This is a genomic window from Bradyrhizobium sp., from assembly GCF_017881085.1.
GTDB lineage: Bacteria > Pseudomonadota > Alphaproteobacteria > Rhizobiales > Xanthobacteraceae > Bradyrhizobium.
The window spans coordinates 1-18860 of record NZ_JADGRI010000069.1 but is presented as its reverse complement, the minus strand read 5'-3'; the positions used below and the strand labels follow the sequence as shown (position 1 = coordinate 18860).

Below are 18860 nucleotides of genomic sequence, written 5' to 3'. Positions count from 1 at the left end.
GGAGGCGACTTCGCGCACCATCTGGGCGCCCATGTTCTCGAACTTGTCCTCAAGCTCGATTTCCTTGGCGACGGTGACGCCGTCCTTGGTGATGCGGGGAGCGCCGAACGACTTGTCGAGCACGACGTTGCGGCCCTTGGGGCCGAGCGTCACCTTGACGGCGTTGGCGAGGATGTCGACACCGCGCAGCATGCGATCGCGGGCGTCGACGCCGAATTTGACTTCTTTAGCTGACATATTGGGTTTCCCTGAGTTGATGTCTGTCTCTCACCCCGTCCAGAGGCGCCGCGCGGGCGCTCCTCAGGGTGAGCGTGTGCGTCGGCGGCTTACGCGGCCTTCTTCTTGCTGGCGGGCAGGTCGGTGAGAACGCCCATGATGTCGCTCTCCTTCATGATCAGCAGCTCTTCGCCATCGAGCTTGACCTCGGTGCCGGACCACTTGCCGAACAGCACGCGGTCGCCGACCTTGAGGTCGATCGGAATCAGCTTGCCGGCTTCGTCACGGCCGCCCGGGCCGACAGCGGTGATTTCGCCCTGCGAGGGCTTTTCCTTGGCGCTGTCCGGGATGATGATGCCGCCAGCTGTCTTCTCTTCGGCGTCGATGCGCTTGACCACAACGCGGTCGTGAAGCGGACGGAATTTCATGCAGTCCTCCTAAGTTTCTGAAGATGTTGTCGAAATTTGAATTTTGGCAGTCTGTGCTAGCGAGTGCCAGCGCGACTTCACTGGACATAGGCCAGACTTTGGCGGGGAACAAGGGCTTCTAGCAGAAAAATTGGCACTCAAATATGACGCCTGCCAATTTCGTTAAGCATCGTTAATCCGCCCGGCCGGTCCCCGAGGCCCGTATTAGCACGTGCGGTAAGCTGCTGCTAACGCGACATTTTTCAACAGATCGTTAAACATTTAAGCTTGTGATGCGTTGGTATCGTGCGTCACATTTCTCTCATGTGAGCGCATCTCCGCCGGAGTGGCTCCGGTTGGCGGCCACTTTCGTGAAATGCGCTCCAGCAATGGAGGTTTGGCATGGTTTCGCGGGTTGGGGTTGTTTCCGATGATTTCCGGAAGCAGGTGCTGGGTTATGGGCTGACGACGGCGCAAATTCTTTATCGGATGCCGGATCACCCGTCGTTGCTGCAGACCTATGTCTGGCAGAATTACGACCTGTTTCCGAAATTCCCGGCGCTGAAGGATTTTCTGGCCTTCTGGCAGGAGAAACTCGAAGGCCCGCTGTTCTCGGTCACCGTGGCGCACTCCAAGCTGATCAAGCCCGCCGAACTGCGCGCCGTCGACGGCGTGTTCCGGCTGCACTGAACGGATCTTGTAGGGTGGGCAAGGGCGCGCTTCGCGCCGCGCCCACCGCTGCTTTCTCCGTCGCTTGATGGTGGGCTCGCTTGCGCTTAGCCCACCCCACGAAGCGGATCTGTGCTAACGTCTTCCCACGACACCGAAGGGGAGAACGTCGATGGCCAAGCAGAAGCCGAAATCGAAGGCAGCAAGCCGCACCGCTGCGCAGAAAAAATCGCCCGCGCGCAAGACCGCCGGCAAGACCGCTACCAGGAAGACCGCCGCCAAATCCACGGCGCGAAAGAAGCTCAAGTCGAAAGGCCGCGGGCCGGCCCCCGCCAGGCGGGCGCGCGCCAAACAGCGCGTCGCCATCAGCCATCACCGCGAGGAAGATTTCAAGGCCGACGGCTTGCGCGCCTACGCGCAATACCGCGACCTCGGCTTCGCGGATGCGACCAACGGCCTGGCGCAGGCGCATGTGATCCGGCTGGTCGGGCCCTGCGATCCGGCCGAGGTTTCAAAACTGCATTTCCACGACGTCGACTTCCAGATGGTTTATGTCCTGAAAGGCTGGGTCAAGACCTACATGGAAGGGCAGGGCGAATGCCTGATGGAGCAGGGCAGCGCCTGGATCCAGCCGCCCCTCATCAAGCATCTGATCATGGATTATTCCGACGACGTCGAGTTGCTCGAGGTGATCCTGCCCGCGGAGTTCAAGACCGTCGAACTGGCGGTCTGAAACGCCGCCGTCGTTCCGCGGCGCCGCTGAATGACGGCGGAGGTTACGTCAGCACCCCGACGATCGCGCCCATCAGGCAGGTGGTCAGCGTGCCCGAGACGATCGACTTCAATCCGAGCGAATTGATCTCCTCGCGTCGCTCCGGCGCCATGGTGCCGAGGCCGCCGATCATGATGCCGAGGCTGCCGAAATTGGCGAAACCGCACATTGCGTAGAGCATGATCAGCCGCGAGCGCGGATCGAGCGCGTCCGCGCCGAGTTTCGACAGATCGACATAGGCGATCAGTTCGTTGAGCACGGTCTTGGTGCCCATCAGGCTGCCCGCGGTGATCGCCTGCGGCCACGGCAGGCCCAATAGCCAGCACACCGGCGCCATGACGTATCCCAGCATCCGCTGCAATGAAATCCTCCCGCCGACATCGGGCAAGAGTCCCAGAACGGCGTTGGCGAGATAGACCAGCGCCACCAGCACGATCAGCATCGCGACGATGTTGAGCAGCAGCTCGAGGCCGGCAACCGTGCCCTTGACGATCGCATCCATGGTGGAAGAGGCGTGCATCTCGGGATCGCCAAGCGCGCCGCCGGTCCTGACGTTGCTGGTCTCCGGCACCATGATCAGGCTGATCAGGATCGCCGCCGGCGCGCCGAGCACCGAGGCGATGACGAAATGCGCCGCCGCATCCGGGATCAACGGCGCCAGCAGCGTGGCGTAGAGCACCAGCACGGTGCCGGCGATCCCGGCCATGCCGCCGGTCATCACCAGAAACAATTCGCTGCGCGTGAGTTGCGCGAGATAGGGCCGGATGAACAAGGGCGCTTCCACCATGCCGAGAAAGATGTTGGCGGCGGTGGAAAGTCCGACCGCGCCGCCGACGCCGAGGGTGCGCTCCAGCAGCCACGCCATGCCGCGCACGATCGGCGGCAGGATGCGCCAGTAGAACAACAGCGTCGTCAGCACGCTCATCACGAGCACTACCGGCAGCGCCTGGAACGCCAGAATAAAATCCGCGCCCGGCGCCTTCAGGTCGAACGGCAGCGCGCCGCCGCCGAGGTAGCCGAACACGAACGAGGTGCCCGCGCGCGAGGCCGACGAAATCGCCCCGACCGCGTCGTTGATGACGCCGAAGGCGTGCGCGACGATCGGCAGTTTGATCAGGGCGACGGCGGTCAGAAGGGTGACGGCGAGGCCGATGGCCGCCTGCCGCAGCGAAACGTTGCGGCGGTTCTCGCCAAGCGCCCAGGCGATCGCGAGCAACGCGAACACGCCGAACGCCGATTGCAATTGAAGCATGACTCCCCCGAGGCCCGCGGGGATTATGGCAGCGCGAAGCTTCGAAGTGCAATGCTGTATCCCGCGAACGCCTGAACGCCGGCATTGACAAGGGGGCAGGGCTCAGCCACGGCCTCATACCGGATTTGGAGCGGGTGACTGCTCCATTCGAACGTGATGCAGAACCGGTTGAACGATGCCGCCTTTGATGCCCGCCGGCGCCAGCGCCCTGCTCAAACATCCCTCGTTTCTGCTCTTCGTGCTGTCGCGGGCTTTTTCGCGCTTCTCCGGCCAGATCGCAGCCGTGGCGGTCGGTTGGCAGATCTACGACCTGACCGGCAGCGCGTTCGATCTCGGCATGGTCGGGCTGGTGCAGTTTCTTCCCACAGCGTTGCTGGTCTTCGCCGCGGGACACGCGGTCGATCGCTACGAGCGCAAGCGGGTGGTGCAAATCTGCCTGATCGTCGAGGCGCTGACGGCGCTGTTGCTGGCATGGGGCGCCTATGCCGGCTCGCTCACGGTGCCGGAGATTTTCGTGGCCATGGCCGTGCTTGGAACGGCCGGCGCGTTCGAAAGTCCGGCGACGGCCGCGCTGCTGCCGCTGGTCGCTCCGCCAGGCTCGCTGCAGCGCGCCACCGCGATATCGAGCGGTGTCGGCCAGATCGCGACCATCACCGGTCCGGCGCTTGGCGGCCTCGCCTACGTCGTTTCACCGGCCTTGCCCTACGCCATCATGGTGGCGTTCTGCTTCGCGGGCACCGTCTTGATGGGGGCGATCCGTCTGACGCAGCCGGCTGCCGTCAGGGATGAAGCGACGCCGGCCGACCTGTTCGCCGGCGTCCGGTTCGTCCGTAACAATCCGGCGATCCTGGGCACGATCTCGCTTGATTTGTTCGCGGTGCTGCTGGGGGGCGCAACGGCGCTGCTGCCGATATATGCGCGCGATATCCTTGAGACCGGCCCGCTCGGTCTCGGTATTCTGCGCGCCGCGCCCGCGGTCGGCGCCTTGCTGATGACCGCGGTGCTGGCGCGCCACGCCATCCACCGGCGCGTGGGATTGCGGATGTTCCAGGCCGTGATCGTGTTCGGGGTGGCGACGGTGGTCTTCGCCATTTCGCAGTGGATGTGGCTTTCGATTCTGGCGCTGGCAATCATGGGGGCGGCCGACACCGTCAGCGTGGTAATCCGCTTTTCCCTGGTCCAGCTCGCCACGCCGGACGAGATGCGCGGCCGCGTCGGCGCGGTGAACTTCCTGTTCATCAACGCCTCCAACCAGCTCGGTCAGTTCGAGAGCGGCGTCACCGCCGCCCTGCTGGGCGCGGTGCCGGCGGCGGTGCTGGGCGGCGTCGGCACGGTCGCAGTGGCGCTGTTATGGATGAAGCTGTTTCCGACGCTGCGCAATGTCGAGCGGCTGGAGTAGGGATGCTGGCCGTGTCCTCGAGAACGGCGTAGCCCGGATGGAGCGCAGCGAAATCCGGGAGTCTTCACGCAAGGCCGTCGGTCACTGCGCTCCATCCCCCCGCGGGACCTCTGTTCGCCTGAAAAAGCCAGAACGGCCGCTCCAGCTGGGACTACTTCAGCCCCCAAAGAGAGCAGCGGTAGTAGCTGCCGCCGTTGACCCGGTTAGCGCTGACGTATCAAAATACCCCAGCGGAAACCTTATGCACCGGGGCTACCCTTGGCAGACCCAGTTGAAGTTAAGCGCCGATTGGCTGCTATCTTTGCGGCTGACGTTGAGGGCTATAGCCGCCTAATGGGGGCCGATGAGGTTGCTACTCTTGATGCCCTTACTGCGCGCCGGGAAATCCTGGACAGACTAATTGCGTCGCATGGAGGCCGCATAGCCAACACGGCTGGCGACAGCGTGCTTGCGGAGTTCGCCAGCGCCGTGGATGCGGTCCGCTGTGCCATGGAAGCTCAGGATACCCTGACCAAAGCCAACTCAACGCTTCCTGAGAGCCGTCACATCAATTTCCGCATGGGGGTTCATGTCGGGGACGTGATGGTCCGCGCGGGTGACCTGTTTGGTGATGGGGTAAACATCGCTGCTCGGTTGCAGACGCTGGCTAAGGCTGGCGGGCTCTGCATCTCCGGTGTGACCTATGATCAGGTACGGAAAATCTTGCCGCTCGAGTTCACGGACCTCGGTATGCAGACTGTCAAGAACATCGAAGAGCCAGTCCGGGCATTCGTAGTTGGCCCCCAAAAACCGGCGATCCAGTCACCCGAAGGTCCCCAGAGCATCTTGTTGGACCCAGCCAAGCCGCCGTTACTGCCTAACAAGCCCTCAATAGCTGTCCTGCCGTTCCAAAATATGAGCGGTGATCCCGATCAGGAATATTTCGCTGACGGAATGGCGGAAGACATCATAACCGCATTGTCGCGTTTCAAATCCCTTTTCGTCATCGCGCGCAATTCGTCATTTGTGTACAAGGCGAAAGCGGTCGATATAAAGCAGGTTGGACGTGAGCTTGGCGTCCAGTATGTGCTCGAAGGTAGCGTTCGCAAGTCGGGCAGTCGTGTGCGTATCACCGGTCAATTGATCGAAGCGGCAACTGGCGCGCATTTGTGGGCCAACAACTTCGACGGTTCGCTGGAAAATATATTCGAGCTGCAAGACAGTGTTGCTGTGGGCGTCGTGGGAGCCGTTGTGCCTCAGCTTATGCTTGCCAGCGCAGAGCTATTGGAAAGAAAGCCCGCGGATAGTTGGGGCGGCTACGACCACTACTTGCGCGGTCTAGCGCTGTTCCATCAGCGAACACTCGAGAAAATTAAGCAGGCCCAAGGTGAGTTTGAGGCCGCTATATCGCTCGATCCGAACCTTGCGCTGGCGTATGTGCAAGCCGCTTTCTGCATACACAATCGGTACTACACCTATCTTCATACAATTTCAGACGACGAACGAGCGGCAGCGATCAAGCTCGCTTCGCGCGCTCTTGAACTGGCTCCAGCGGACGACGCAGTATTGGGCGTGGCGGCTTTCACAATTGGCAACCTGGACGATGATGTGGAACGCGGTCTTGCTTTGGCGGACAGGGCTATTGCGATCAACCCTAATTTCGCTTCGGCTTGGTCGATCAAGGGCTACCTAACGGCCTTGATGGGAGACATGCCAGACGCACGGCAAGCGTTGAACGAAGCCGTTCGCCTCAATCCACTCGATTTGGCTAACGCTATTGCCGCCTTGAGAAGCCATATGGTTGCATGTGCTGGGCTACGACAGCATGACGACTTCACTGGTTGGGCGAGGAAACTACTGGCGCTGAGCCCGACAGACGTCCACGGTATCGTCGCGCTTTATAGTGAGGCGATGAGGCTTGGGAACAGCGCTGAGGCCGATAAGCAACTGGCCCGTATTCAAACCCTTTATCCTCATTTGCGAAAGCAGCATCTGAGGCAAATGTATTTGCGCTATCGCAAGCCGGAGCATCAGGCCGCAGCGGTCGAGCGGATCAATCTGAGCGTTGGTATACCTGATTGACTGCGGCGCGTCTTGCTTCCTCGCTGAATTGTGCCCGTTTTATCGGTGTTTCTGTAAGCGCTCGCCGTGTCCTGGCTACGCGGGAAGGACGAGACATGTCCTTATCCCCGTCCCACGAACGGCATCTTGCTCGCCATCACCGTCATGAACAGCACATTGGCGTCGAGCGGCAAGGTCGCCATGTAGGCCACGGCGTCGCCGACCGCTTTCGCATCCATGCGCGGCTCCGGCATCTTGCGGCCGTCGGGCTGCAGCACGCCGTCGACCATGCGGTCGGTCATCGGGGTCGCGGCATTGCCGATGTCGATCTGGCCGACCGCGATGTCGTAGGCGCGGCCGTCGAGGTTGGTGGCCTTGGTGAGACCGGTGATGGCGTGCTTGGTCGAGGTATAGGCCGCGGAGAACGGCCGCGGCGCGTGCGCGGAAATCGAGCCGTTGTTGATGATGCGGCCGCCGCGTGGCGTCTGGTCCTTCATGATGCGGAACGCGTGCTGGGTGCACAGGAACGGCGCGGTCAGATTGGTGTTCACCACCGCCTGCCACTGCGCCAGACCGAGATCCTCGAACGGCACCGGCGGCGCACCCATGCCGGCATTGTTGAAGAGCACGTCGAGCCGGCCGTAGACGTCCATCACCTTGGCGAACAAGGCGGCGATCGAGCCGGGATCGGTCATGTCGGCGGAAACCGGCAGGCTCTTGCCGACATTGTCGCCGAGTTTTTGGGTTTCCTGCAGCATCTCGATGCGCCGCCCGGCTAGCACGACCGTAAAGCCGGCCTTCATCAGCGCCAGCGACGCCGCGCGTCCGACACCGGTGCCGGCACCCGTCACGAGCGCTACTCTGTTTGCTGCCTCGGTCATTGTTTCCTCGCCCTTTATGTTCTTGGTTCAGGTTTCTGTCTTGTAGGGTGGTCGCGGAATATTCTGGTGCGCCGCGCGCAACGCCGCCGACCAGCGCGATCGCAGATCGTGGAAATACGGCTCGCCCGCCTCGATGCGGTGATTGAGATCGGCGTCGCAAACGTCGGTGCGCACCACCAGCACGTCGATCGGCAGGCCGACGCCGAGATTGGATCGCATCGTCGAATCCATCGAGATCAGGCTGGTCTTCAGCGCTTCGTACAGTTCGACATCGTAATGCATGGCGCGGTCGAGCACCGGCTTGCCGTATTTGTGCTCGCCGATCTGCAAGTACGGCGTGTCGGTGGTGCATTCGATGAAATTGCCGGCCGGATAGACCATGAACAGCCGCATCCGCGCGCCCTTGATCTGGCCGCCGAACAGGAACGAGACGTCGAAATTGATGTCCTCGGACTGCAGCGCGGTGCCCTCGGTGGCGTGCACGGTGCGGATCGCGCGGCCGATGCGCTGCGCCGCCTGGAACATGGTCGGCGCATTCAACAGCGTCTCGATCTCGCCGGTGTGCGGATCCTCGAGCCCTTCGGTCAGCGTCGACAGCACCGACTGGCTGATCGCCAGATTGCCGGCGCTGGCGATCGCCATGACGCGCTCGCCGGGCTTCGAGAAGATATGGAGCTTGCGGAAGGTCGAGACGTTGTCGAGGCCGGCGTTGGTTCGGGTGTCCGCGATCATGACCAGCCCGTCCCGCACCAAAACTCCGCAGCAATAGGTCATTCCCGGGTCCCCGAACGCGCATCAGACGCCGAGAATTACTAGCCAATTTTGCCTGATGCTCCAACCCCATTCGGGCCTTCCTGCCGCGGTTTGCTGCAATTCCCCGGTGGCGCACCGGATATTGAACGGTTAGAAAACGATCCGTCGAATCCAGGGCGGGGACGGCTCATGAAAAAGCGAATGGTCATCGGCGGCCTGATCCTGGCCGCGCAAATTCTGGGCAGCGCAGCGGCCGTCGCGGGCCCCTGGGAAGACGGCATGGCGGCCTATAACCGCGGCGATTACGTGCCGGCGATCCGGGTATTCAGGGCCATGGCCGAACAGGGCAACGCGAAGGCGCAGAGCCTGCTCGGGGTGATGTACCGCCGGGGCCAGGGGGCCTCGCGCAGTCCGGTCCGCGCCTTCGTCTGGTTGAGCCGCGCCGCCGCGCTCGGCGACACCAGGGCAAGAGCGGAGCTGCACGAGGTGTCGCAGACCATGACGCCTGAGGAACGGCTCCAGGCGCGCGAAATGACGGAGGCCTGCGAGGCGTCGAATTACCGGAGCTGCGAGTACTGACGCTCGCGTCACTCCGGAGCGGCTGTACCCGGGCTTCGGACGTGCAATGCCTTCCACACAGAACAAAAATGTCCTAACCTGCTCTCCTCGCACTCCGTGAGTTGCGACGATGCGATTCCGCGTAAGAAAATCTGCCCATGTTCTGGAACGCATCGGGCTCGCGATGGCCGGAGCAGCATGCGGATTGTTCGTTGCCGCCCATGTAGGGTCGAGCATCGACATGCTCACTTCCCAGGGCTTTATCGTCGTTATGATGATTGCCGGCGCAATCGGGTTTTATCTGGGAATTGATACTCCCGCTCTGCCTTTTCATGAACCAAATGGCGAGTCTGACGATTCCGATGGAAAGATCGATATTGCAGAATTCCTCAGTGCCGTAGGCACGTTTCTCGCCACATGGATGGCATTTGTATCGGTCAATGTGATTGTGTTTCGTGGAGAGCCTCACATCTTTTGGACGATCATGATCATGCTGGGATGGGTCGTTGGCGTGACGATGCAGATCATCGCCGGAGCAATTGCGCGCATACGCTGAGGCGGGGAGCGGCGGATTGCAACCTGGTGCGGCATATTTGCCGACGACAATCCGGTTCACAAGCGGGCAGGGATCAACTTCCCGCGGGCGGCGCGCCACAGGCCGGGGAATGACGACGCGGGACTTACGACTGGCTCTGCCACTGACCCTGCCGGCCGCCGGCCTGCTCGACCTTGACCGCCACCGTCAGCGTCTCCATGCCGCCGCCGTAACGGGTGCCGCGCACCGGCGCCGCACCGAGATAATCGAGCCCGATGGCGACCCGCGCATGGGCGTCGGTGGTGCAGATGCCGTTGGCCGGATCGAAGCCGATCCAGCCGAGATCCGGCACGAACGCTTCCGCCCAGGCGTGGCCGGCCTGCTGGTTGACCATCCCGTCGGAGCGCAGGAAATGGCCGGCGACGAAGCGTGCCGGCACCAGCCCCGAGCGCGCGCAGGCGATGAAGATATGGGCGTAGTCCTGGCACACCCCGCGCTTCAGGCTGAAGGCTTCCACCGCCGAGGTGCCGCTGTTGGTGGGATCTTCGTCGAAGGTCATGTGTTCGTTGATCTGGGTCATCAGCGCATGCAGGAATCCAAGCACGTCGTCTTCGGATTCCGAGCGCAGCTCGCGGGCGAAATTCGCCATCGCCGGATTGACTTCGGTCAGCGGTGTCGAGCGCAGGAACAGGCTCGGCGGAAAGCGCTCGTCGGTGCCTCTGAGCACGCCGCCGGTGTCATGGGTCTCGATCAGGCCTTCGACGTTGATGGTGAGATCGGCGGTCGTGCCCTCGGTCAGCACATGCGTGACATTGCCGAAGGCGTCCTGATGCACCTGCAGCCGTGAATCGGTGGAGACATCGATCTGCCATTCGGCAACGTATTGCCCGTCGTGGCTGCTGGGCGTCATCCGCAGGATCTGAATGACGCCGCTGGCCGGCGGCTCGTAGCGATAGCTGGTCGTATGGGCAATTCGCAGGCGCATGAGGTGGCATTTCCGAATCTTTTGGGAGCCGTCAAGGCTAGCTCTTAAACCAGATATTGTTTGGTGATGATTTCCCCGAGCCGCGCGTTATCCGAAATGAATTCCTGGATGAACTCGTGGACCCCGTGCTGGAAGATATCGTCCATGTGGCTGTGCTCCAGCCGGTTGCGCACCCCGCGGGCGTGGCGCTGGGAAGGCCCCTGACGGCCGTAGGCGACGCCGATCTGGTCGAGATTGCGCACCAGATTGCCGTAGCAGCTCGCGAGCGAACGCGGCAGCGAATCATTGAGGATCAGAAGGTCGGCGATCAGCCAGGGTTTCAGGGTTTCCCGGTAGACCCAGTGATAGGCGGTCAGCGCCGAGACCGAGCGCAGGATCGAGGTCCACTGATAATAATCGAGCGGACCGCCGACATGTTCCTCTTCCGGCAGCAGCACGTGATATTTGACGTCGAGGATGCGGGCGGTGTTGTCGGCGCGCTCCAGATGCAGGCCCAGCCGCGAGAACCAGTAGGCGTCGTTGCGCAGCATGGTGCGGTAGGCCGAGCCGTCGAACCGCAGCGAGGTTTCCTGCACGAAGCGCAGGAATTTCGTCAGTTCCTCGCGGCTCTTGGTGCCCTTGCCCCAGACCTCCTGAAGATCGATCCAGGCCGAGTTGATGGTGTCCCACATCTCGCTAGTCAGCGCGGTGCGTACCGAGCGCGAATTGAGCCTGGCGTTTTCGATGCAGTTGCGGATCGAGGACGGATTTTCCGGGGCGAACGACAGATAGTCGACGACGTTGCGCTCGTTGGCCTCCTCGTGGATCTGATAGAAGCTGGCGCTGACGCCCGCCGTCAGCAGCGCCGAATCCCACTCGTTGGTCTTGCCGACATAGGTGTTGGGAAGTGCTGTGACGCGCAGCGTCGCCTCGATGGTGCGCGCCAGATATTCCGCGCGTTCGACATAGCGGGCGAGCCAGTACAGGTTTTCGGCGGTGCGCGACAGCATGCGGGAATCTTGCTCTTTATCTCTACTCGTCCAATATCCAGGTGTCCTTGGTGCCGCCGCCCTGGCTCGAATTCACCACCAGCGAACCTTCCTTCAGCGCCACCCGCGTCAGCCCGCCCGGCACGATGGTGACGTGATTGCTCCCCGTCAGCACGAACGGCCGCAAATCGACGTGGCGCGGCGCCAGCCCGCTCTCGACGCAGGTCGGGCAGGTCGACAGCGCCAGCGTCGGCTGCGCGATGAATCCCTCGGGCTCGCGCTTTAGTTTATCCCGAAAGGCCTCGATGGTCGCCTTGGTCGCGGCAGGTCCGATCAGCATGCCGTAGCCGCCGGAGCCGTGCACTTCCTTCACCACCAATTCCCCGAGATTGTCGAGCACGTAAGCGAGATCCTTGGGCTCGCGGCAGCGCCAGGTCGGCACGTTCTTCAGGATCGGTTCTTCGCCGAGATAGAATTTCACGATGTCCGGCATGTAGGAATAGACCGCCTTGTCGTCGGCGATGCCGGTGCCGACCGCGTTGGCCAAGGTGACGTTGCCGGCCGCGTAGGCCGACATCAGCCCGGGCACGCCGAGCGCGGAATCCGGGCGGAAGGTGAGGGGATCGAGGTAGTCGTCATCGACCCGGCGGTAGATGACGTCGACGCGCTTCAAGCCCTCGGTGGTGCGCATGAACACCTCGTCGTTCTTGACGATGAGGTCGCGGCCCTCGACCAGCTCGATGCCGAGCTTGTCGGCCAGGAACGAGTGCTCGTAATAGGCGGAATTGTAGACGCCGGGGGTCATCAGCGCCACCGTCGGCTCGGCTGCGGCGCTGAGCGGGGCCACCGACCGCAGTGCCGACAACAGCTCGTCCGGGTACTTTTCCACGGGTGCGACGCGGTGGCGAGCGAACAGGTCCGGAAACAGCCGCATCATGATTTCGCGGTTTTCCAGCATGTAGGACACGCCCGAGGGCGTGCGCGCATTGTCTTCCAGGACGTAGAAATTCTCCGGGTCGACGCGGACGATATCGATGCCGGCGATGTGGACATAGACGTCGTGCGGCACGTCCTGTCCGTTCATCTCGGGGCGGAATACCGGGTTCTGAAAGATCAGGTCGTCGGGGATGATATTGGCCCGCAGCACGTCGCGGCCGTGATAGATGTCGCGCAGGAACATGTTGAGCGCGCGCACCCGCTGTTTCAGTCCTTTTTCCAGGATCGCCCACTCTTTCGCCGAGATAATCCGGGGGATCACGTCGAAGGGGATCAGTCGCTCCTGGGCCTCGGCGTCGCCATAGACGGCAAAGGTGATGCCGATCCGGCGGAACAATAGCTCCGCCTCCTGACGACGATATTCCAGGGCGTCCGGTGGCGTCTCCGCCAGCCAGCGAGAGAGCTCCTGGTAGGCCGGGCGGACGTCGCTGCCGGGCCCATTCATCTCATCGAACGCAACTGCCATAAACCCCGACTGTTTTCCTGGCTGTTCCCATGGGCCATGCGGGACAGTGCATGACTTAAAGGGATGGTAGCAAGGCCCGGGCCAGCGCGATATGCATTCGCCTGGGGCATTTGCTATGGATGGTTCCGGGCTTTGCCTGAAAAACCGGCTGCCGTCTGCTTATTCCGGCAGCAATACCCCGTGACTTCGAGGTGTGGGTTGAGCAAGGTCAAAATGCAGGGCGAGGAGAGGCCATGAGCGAGATCGTCACCGCGGGAATTCTGGTGATCGGGGACGAGATCCTGTCCGGCCGGACCAAGGACAAGAACATCGGCTTCATCGCCGAATACCTGACCAATATCGGGATCGACCTCAAGGAGGTCCGCGTCGTCGCCGATGACGAGGCCGACATCATCGCGGCGCTGGACGCGTTGCGCAAACGCTACGACTACATCTTTACCACCGGCGGCATCGGGCCGACCCATGACGACATCACCGCCGATGCCGTCGCCAAGGCGTTCGGCGTCGGCATCGACCATCATCCGGAGGTGGTAGGGCGATTCCGCGAGCGCTGGGGCGCGCAGGATCTGAACGAGGCGCGCTTGAGGATGGCGCGGATTCCCGACGGCGCCGAACTGATCCAGAGCGCGACCATCCTGGCGCCCGGCTTCAAGATCGGCAATGTCATCGTGATGGCCGGCGTGCCCTCGATCATGCAGGCGATGATGGATATCGTCGCGCCGAAGCTCAAATCAGGCGTGCGGATGCTGTCGGACACGGTGCGCGCCAATGCGCGGGAAGGCGACATCGGCGGCCCCTTGCGCGAAATCGCGGGCGCCCATCCCGACACCGTCATCGGCAGCTACCCCTTCATCGACGAGGAGCAGAAGCCGAACACCAATCTCGTGGTCCGCTCCCGCGATCCAGAAAAACTCGCCGCGGCGATGAATGCGGTGAAGGAAATGCTGGCGGGTTTGAACGTGGTCCGCTAGCGGATCGGTCGTTGGGGAAAGGCAGCGCCGGCGCGATGGCCGCGGCCGCAATCCGGGATACGGGAGAATGATGATGGCGGAGCATCCGGAACTGAGCGCGCAGGAGCGGGCGGGCAAGGCCTTTCCGGTCTCGTGGGACCAGTTTCACAGGGATTGCCGGGCGCTGACCTGGCGGCTGAACGAAGTGGGCCCGTTCCACGCCGTGATCGCCATCACCCGCGGCGGCCTGGTGCCGGCGGCGATCGTCGCCCGCGAGCTCGGCCTGCGCGTGATCGATACCGTCTGCGTCACGAGCTACGATCACACCACGCGGAACGAACTGAAGGTCCTGAAGGGCGTATCGGCCGACACCGCGAAACTCGGCGCCGGCACCGGCAAGGGCTTGCTGATCGTCGACGATCTCGTCGACACCGGCAAGACCGCGCGGCTGGTGCGCGACATGCTGCCGGATGCTCATTTCGCCACCGTCTACGCCAAGCCGATGGGCCGGCCGCTGGTCGACACCTTCATCACCGAGGTGTCGCAGGACACCTGGATCTTCTTTCCCTGGGATACCGCGCTGTCATTCCAGCCGCCGATCCGCGACGGCGCGGCGTGATGTTTTAGCCGTCATTGCGAGGAGCGTAAGCGACGAAGCAATCCATGATGCCGCGCGATGGATTGCTTCGCTTCGCTCGCAATGACGGCGTTGGCCAACGGTCGAGCCATAAATGCCGCTGCAAAACCGCGTCACGCCGTCAGGCGACATCATCGCCACCCCGCATCGCGGCCTGTTCACCGGCAACCGCGGCATCATCCATGACCCCGCGACGAAGACACTGACCCAGCGCTGGACGAATCAGGCCTGGCTCATTTGCGTCTGCGAATTCCGCGGACGTCGACGGAAGGTGATGGGCGGCCGTAGCTGGACCGAGCTGTTCTTTCTCGATGAGGCGACCGCGTTGGCGGCGGGGCACCGCCCGTGCTTCTTCTGCCGCCGCGATGACGCCAACCGGTTTCGCGCCGCCTGGGAGGAAGGCAATCATGTCGCAAATGTTCTCGCACGCGAGATCGACGCCGTGCTTCACCGCGAGCGGCTGGCGGGCAGGGCGAAGCGGCTGCATCCGCTTCCGATGCCGGTGGAGCAATTGCCTGAAGGCGCGATGGTGCAAGAAGGCAACAAGAATTATCTGATTGCACAGGGCCGGGCGCACGCGTGGTCGCCGGCCGGCTATCGCGCCGCGCCGAACGCGCTTCAGGAGGCCATGCTGCTGACCCCGCCCTCGACGCTGCGGGCGCTGTCAGCGGGATATCAACCGGTGCTGCATCCGAGCGCGGTCGCTTAGCGCAGCGGCTTGCCGTTTTCGTCGACGCTCATCCTGGACTCGCGCAGCGTCCAGTCCCGGATGATCTGCCGGCAACGCGCAAGCGCCGCCTCGTCGGGCTGCGCTGACGCCGGCGCTTGCGCCGCGCGATCGACCATGGCCTGGCAGGTGACAAGCTCGGCGCGGCCTTCGGCGTGCGCCGGCAACGCGGTGGCGGCGACCAGCGCAGCCAGCACCGCTGCAGCGGGTCTCGGCGAGCCCATCAGCCGAGCCGTTGCCGCGCCAGCTTCGCGCCGGCGCCGAGCGCCAGCAGCTTGGCCTCCGCGATATCGCGCCGCATCGGCGCCATGCCGCAATTGGTGGTGGCGACGATGTTGCTCTTCGGCACGAATTTCGACACCGCGTCGATCACCTGGACCACGTCCTCCGCGGTCTCCACGGTGTCGCTGGCGACGTCGATCACGCCGGCCTGAACGATCTTGCCCTTGAGCAGGCTGAGCAGTTCCAGCGGCACCCTGGAATTGCGGCATTCGATCGCGACCTGCTGGATCGAGCTGCGGTCGATCGCCGGAAAGATATCCTCATACTGCCGCCACTCGGCTCCGAGCGTTTCTTTCCAGTCGGTATTGGCCTTGATGCCGTAGCCGTAACAGATGTGGACCGCGGTGGCGCAGGTCAGGCCTTCGGCGGCGCGCTCCAGCGCCTTGATGCCCCAGTCCGAGACTTCGTCCATGTAGACGTTGAAGGCGGGCTCATCAAACTGGATCACGTCGACGCCGTCGGCCTGCAAGGCCCTGGCTTCCTCGTTGAGCAGTTCGGCGAAGGCGAACGCCATCTTGACGCGGTCGCCGTAATATTTGTCGGCGATGGTGTCGATGATGGTCATCGGGCCGGGCAGGGTGAATTTCAGTTTCCGCGTGGTGTGGGTGCGGGCGACACGGGCCTCGTCGGCGTGGACGCGGCCTTTCAGCCGCAGCGGCGCCACCACCTGCGGTACCATCGCCTTGTAGCGGTCCTTGCGGATTCCCATCTCGACCTTGTGGGCGAAATCGATCCCGTCGATCTTTTCCAGGAAGCCATGAACGAAGTGCTGCCGCGACTGCTCGCCCTCGGTGAGGATGTCGATGCCGGCGTCCTCCTGCAGTTTCAACACCAGCAGGGTGGCGTCGCGCTTGGCCCGCGCCAGTTCGTCCCCCTTCGACTTCCAGGGCGCCCACAGCGTATTGGGCTCGGCCAGCCATTCCGGCTTCGGCAAGGAGCCGGCGATCGTGGTTGGAAACAGCATGAGGGCCTCCCCGGGGGTTCTGGTTGAGCGTCTGTCTGCCATGTCTTATGGTCGGCGTACAAGAACAACGAAAGTCGCCCGCCCCAGGCCGTGGCCGCGGCGCGGACCAGCCGGGGAAGGCAATGATCGACCTGCATTACGCGCCGACGCCGAACGGCTGGAAAATCTCGATCATGCTGGAGGAACTGGGCCTTCCCTATACCGTCATTCCCGTCAACATCCGGGGCGGGGAACAGTTCAAGCCGGAATTTCTCGCTATCAGCCCGAACAACCGGATTCCGGCGATCGTGGACCATGCACCTGCCGACGGCGGCGGGCCGTTCTCGGTGTTCGAGACCGGCGCGATCCTGATCTATCTGGCCGAAAAAGCCGGCCGGTTGCTCCCTGCGGACATGCGCGGGCGGTCGGTCGTCACGCAGTGGCTGATGTGGCAGATGAGCGGGCTCGGCCCGATGCTCGGCCAGCACGGCCATTTTGCCCTTTATGCGCCCGAAAAAATCCCTTACGCCATCGAGCGCTATCGCGACGAGGCGGCGCGGCTTTACCGCGTGCTCGATACGCAATTGGGCAAGACCGGCGCCTATGTCGCCGGCGACTATTCGATCGCCGACATCGCCTGCTTTCCCTGGACCATGACCCACAAGGCGCAGGGTTTTGCGCTCGACGATTATCCGAACATCAAGCGCTGGTACGCCGCCGTGCGCGCGCGCCCGCAGGTGCAGGCGGGGCTGGCGATCGGCAAGTTCGTCAAGGAGCCGTTCGACGAGGAGGCGCGCAAGAACATGTTCGGCGCGAGGGCGAAGGAGATGGCGGGAAAGTCGTAACCACCATCCGCATCGTCATTGCGAGGAGCGCAGCGACGAAGCAATCCATCTTTCCTTCCGCGGTACTATGGATTGCTTCGCTTCGCTCGCAATGACGATCTAAACACCCAACGAAGCGACAAGAAACCAAAAGGAAACGCCATGATCGAATTCTTCTTCGACTGCTCCAGTCCCTGGACCTATCTCGCCTTCCATAACATCCAGCCATTGGCAAAGGAGTTCGGCGCCGAGATCGTCTGGCGTCCGATCCTGGTCGGTGGCATCTTCAACACCATCAACCCCAGCGTCTACGCCCAGCGCGAACATCCGGTGGAGGCCAAGGTCGCCTACCAGAAGAAGGACATGGCGGACTGGGCGCGCTCGGCGGGGCTGGCGATCAAGATGCGGCCGACGGTGTTTCCGGTGAACAGTGTCAAGGCGATGCGCGGTTGCATCTGGCTCGCCAAGGACGGCAAGGACATGGTGCCGTTCGCGCGCGCGGTGTTCGAGGCCTATTGGGGCGCCGACAAGGACATCTCGCAAGAAGCAGTGCTGACCGAGATCTGCAGGGGTCTCGGCATCGATCCGCAAAAGTTCTTGGCAGGCATCGGCGAGCAGGCGATCAAGGATCAGCTCAAGGCCAATACCGACGAGGTGATGGCGCGCGGCGGCTTCGGCTCGCCGACCATCTTCATCGACAAGACCGACATGTATTTCGGCAACGACCGGATGCCGCTGATCCGCGAGGCTTTGGCCCGCCGCAAAGAGCGGGCCGCCTGATGCCGAAGGCGGTCGTCTGCCGCGAACTCGGCCCGCCCGAGCGCCTGCGGCTGGAAACATTTGCCTCCGTGCCGCTGAAGCCCGGAGAAATCCGCGTCGCCGTTCATGCCGCCGGGATTAATTTTCCCGACATCCTGATGGCGGCGGGCGAGTATCAGCTCAAGCCGGAATTGCCGTTCACGCCGGGCGTGGAAGCGGCCGGCGAGGTGATCGAAGTCGACAAGGCGGCTGAGGGCGCAGCCGTCGGCGACCGCGTCATCGTCAAGATGCGCTACGGCGCCTATGCCGACGAGGCGGTGGTGATGCCATCGCAGACGATTCCGCTGCCACGAACCTTCGACTATGCCGAGGGCGCGACGTTTCTCGCCGCCCACGGCACCGCCTATCACGCGCTGATCGACCGCGGCCAGCTCGCACCCGGCGAAGTGCTGCTGGTGCATGGCGCCGGCGGCGGCGTCGGGCTCGCTGCGGTCGAGATGGGCAAGATGCTGGGCGCGACCGTGATCGCGGCGGCCTCGTCGGAAGAAAAGCTCGCCGTGGCGCAGGCGAAGGGGGCCGATCATCTGGTGCTGTATCGGCGCGAGCCATTCCGCGACGCCGTCAAGCGTATCACCGACGGCCGCGGTGTGGACGTGGTGTTCGATCCCGTCGGCGGACAAGTCTTCGAGGACAGCATGCGCTGCATCGCCTGGGGCGCGCGGCTGCTCGTGATCGGCTTCACCGGCGGCATCGGGCTCGCCCGCACCAATCTGTTGCTGATCAAGGGCGCCAGCGTGCTCGGCGTCCGCGCCGGCGAGGCGGTGCGGCGCAACCCGGCGCT

The 18860-nt window shown here is 63.1% G+C and carries 22 protein-coding genes; 12 read left to right on the top strand and 10 right to left on the bottom strand.

The genetic code is table 11. The features are described from left to right. Both QZ213_RS09290 and QZ213_RS09285 read right to left on the bottom strand, forming a co-directional pair. Positions 1–237, bottom strand: a 237-nt coding sequence (locus QZ213_RS09290; RefSeq protein ID WP_291685770.1) for a TCP-1/cpn60 chaperonin family protein, incomplete at its 3' end; no start/stop codon positions are given. 89 nt (positions 238–326) lie between these two features. Then, positions 327–644, bottom strand: a complete 318-nt coding sequence (locus tag QZ213_RS09285; protein WP_291685769.1) for a co-chaperone GroES — start codon at positions 642–644, stop codon at positions 327–329. A 381-nt stretch (positions 645–1025) separates the two neighbouring features. Here QZ213_RS09285 and QZ213_RS09280 point away from each other — a divergent pair, with 381 nt between their 5' ends. Both QZ213_RS09280 and QZ213_RS09275 read left to right on the top strand, forming a co-directional pair. Next, a complete protein-coding gene (locus QZ213_RS09280) occupies positions 1026–1313 on the top strand; it encodes an usg protein (protein ID WP_079571419.1) in 288 nt (95 codons plus the stop codon). A gap of 151 nt (positions 1314–1464) precedes the next feature. Further along, positions 1465–2025, top strand: coding sequence for a cupin (locus QZ213_RS09275; protein WP_291685768.1), 561 nt, complete (start codon positions 1465–1467; stop codon positions 2023–2025). 43 nt (positions 2026–2068) lie between these two features. Here the strand turns inward: QZ213_RS09275 and QZ213_RS09270 are convergent, their stop codons facing one another. Next, complete coding sequence (locus QZ213_RS09270) at positions 2069–3316, bottom strand: nucleoside transporter C-terminal domain-containing protein (protein WP_291685767.1); 1248 nt, start codon at positions 3314–3316, stop codon at positions 2069–2071. Between the two features lie 175 nt (positions 3317–3491). Between QZ213_RS09270 and QZ213_RS09265 the strand changes: the two genes are divergently transcribed. Together QZ213_RS09265 and QZ213_RS09260 are read left to right on the top strand one after the other, a co-directional pair. Continuing rightward, a complete protein-coding gene (locus QZ213_RS09265) occupies positions 3492–4715 on the top strand; it encodes an MFS transporter (protein WP_291685766.1) in 1224 nt (407 codons plus the stop codon). Positions 4716–4973: 258 nt separating this feature from the next. Then, positions 4974–6776 (top strand): adenylate/guanylate cyclase domain-containing protein, encoded by a 1803-nt coding sequence (locus QZ213_RS09260; protein WP_291685765.1) that lies wholly within the window; start codon positions 4974–4976, stop codon positions 6774–6776. 101 nt (positions 6777–6877) lie between these two features. Here the strand turns inward: QZ213_RS09260 and QZ213_RS09255 are convergent, their stop codons facing one another. Beyond that, positions 6878–7636, bottom strand: a complete 759-nt coding sequence (locus tag QZ213_RS09255) for an SDR family oxidoreductase (RefSeq protein ID WP_291685764.1) — start codon at positions 7634–7636, stop codon at positions 6878–6880. A 27-nt stretch (positions 7637–7663) separates the two neighbouring features. Continuing rightward, on the bottom strand, positions 7664–8410 hold the full coding sequence (locus tag QZ213_RS09250; RefSeq protein ID WP_291685763.1) for a proteasome-type protease: 747 nt from the start codon (positions 8408–8410) through the stop codon (positions 7664–7666). A 168-nt stretch (positions 8411–8578) separates the two neighbouring features. Between QZ213_RS09250 and QZ213_RS09245 the strand changes: the two genes are divergently transcribed. Together QZ213_RS09245 and QZ213_RS09240 are read left to right on the top strand one after the other, a co-directional pair. Further along, positions 8579–8968 carry a hypothetical protein gene (locus QZ213_RS09245; protein WP_291685762.1) on the top strand — a complete coding sequence of 130 codons (390 nt, stop codon included), beginning with the start codon at positions 8579–8581 and terminating at the stop codon, positions 8966–8968. A gap of 109 nt (positions 8969–9077) precedes the next feature. Further along, positions 9078–9503 (top strand): hypothetical protein, encoded by a 426-nt coding sequence (locus tag QZ213_RS09240; RefSeq protein ID WP_291685761.1) that lies wholly within the window; start codon positions 9078–9080, stop codon positions 9501–9503. Between the two features lie 124 nt (positions 9504–9627). On the opposite strand, the gene QZ213_RS09235 is transcribed toward QZ213_RS09240, so the two are convergent. From QZ213_RS09235 to QZ213_RS09225, 3 genes are read right to left on the bottom strand one after another with little or no spacing between them, the layout of a single operon-like run. Continuing rightward, positions 9628–10467, bottom strand: a complete 840-nt coding sequence (locus tag QZ213_RS09235; RefSeq protein WP_291685760.1) for a transglutaminase family protein — start codon at positions 10465–10467, stop codon at positions 9628–9630. A 44-nt stretch (positions 10468–10511) separates the two neighbouring features. After that, positions 10512–11456, bottom strand: a complete 945-nt coding sequence (locus tag QZ213_RS09230) for an alpha-E domain-containing protein (protein ID WP_291685759.1) — start codon at positions 11454–11456, stop codon at positions 10512–10514. Between the two features lie 22 nt (positions 11457–11478). Beyond that, positions 11479–12897 carry a circularly permuted type 2 ATP-grasp protein gene (locus QZ213_RS09225; RefSeq protein WP_291685758.1) on the bottom strand — a complete coding sequence of 473 codons (1419 nt, stop codon included), beginning with the start codon at positions 12895–12897 and terminating at the stop codon, positions 11479–11481. 233 nt (positions 12898–13130) lie between these two features. Between QZ213_RS09225 and QZ213_RS09220 the strand changes: the two genes are divergently transcribed. From QZ213_RS09220 to QZ213_RS09210, 3 genes are all read left to right on the top strand, one after another. Beyond that, positions 13131–13868, top strand: a complete 738-nt coding sequence (locus tag QZ213_RS09220; RefSeq protein ID WP_291685757.1) for a molybdopterin-binding protein — start codon at positions 13131–13133, stop codon at positions 13866–13868. Positions 13869–13938: 70 nt separating this feature from the next. Continuing rightward, positions 13939–14466 carry a xanthine phosphoribosyltransferase gene (gpt, locus tag QZ213_RS09215; RefSeq protein ID WP_291685771.1) on the top strand — a complete coding sequence of 176 codons (528 nt, stop codon included), beginning with the start codon at positions 13939–13941 and terminating at the stop codon, positions 14464–14466. A 112-nt stretch (positions 14467–14578) separates the two neighbouring features. Then, on the top strand, positions 14579–15193 hold the full coding sequence (locus QZ213_RS09210) for a hypothetical protein (RefSeq protein ID WP_291685756.1): 615 nt from the start codon (positions 14579–14581) through the stop codon (positions 15191–15193). Here QZ213_RS09210 and QZ213_RS09205 read toward each other — a convergent pair. Further along, complete coding sequence (locus QZ213_RS09205) at positions 15190–15435, bottom strand: hypothetical protein (RefSeq protein ID WP_291685755.1); 246 nt, start codon at positions 15433–15435, stop codon at positions 15190–15192. The two genes, QZ213_RS09210 and QZ213_RS09205, sit on opposite strands and share 4 nt — an antisense overlap. Further along, the gene (locus tag QZ213_RS09200; RefSeq protein ID WP_291685754.1) at positions 15435–16457 is read right to left on the bottom strand and encodes a methionine synthase; all 1023 of its coding nucleotides are present in this window, start codon (positions 16455–16457) and stop codon (positions 15435–15437) included. Before QZ213_RS09200 ends, QZ213_RS09205 begins: the two co-directional genes overlap by 1 nt. Before the next feature lie 122 nt (positions 16458–16579). On the opposite strand from QZ213_RS09200, the gene QZ213_RS09195 reads away from it, so the two are divergent. The 3 genes from QZ213_RS09195 to QZ213_RS09185 form a co-directional block, all read left to right on the top strand. Next, positions 16580–17281: a glutathione S-transferase N-terminal domain-containing protein gene (locus tag QZ213_RS09195; protein WP_291685753.1), complete on the top strand. Its 702-nt coding sequence runs from the start codon at positions 16580–16582 to the stop codon at positions 17279–17281. 141 nt (positions 17282–17422) lie between these two features. Then, positions 17423–18040 carry a 2-hydroxychromene-2-carboxylate isomerase gene (locus QZ213_RS09190; protein WP_291685752.1) on the top strand — a complete coding sequence of 206 codons (618 nt, stop codon included), beginning with the start codon at positions 17423–17425 and terminating at the stop codon, positions 18038–18040. Next, positions 18040–18860: NADPH:quinone oxidoreductase family protein (locus tag QZ213_RS09185; protein WP_291685751.1), on the top strand; the 821-nt coding region annotated here is incomplete at its 3' end. The genes QZ213_RS09190 and QZ213_RS09185, both read left to right, overlap by 1 nt.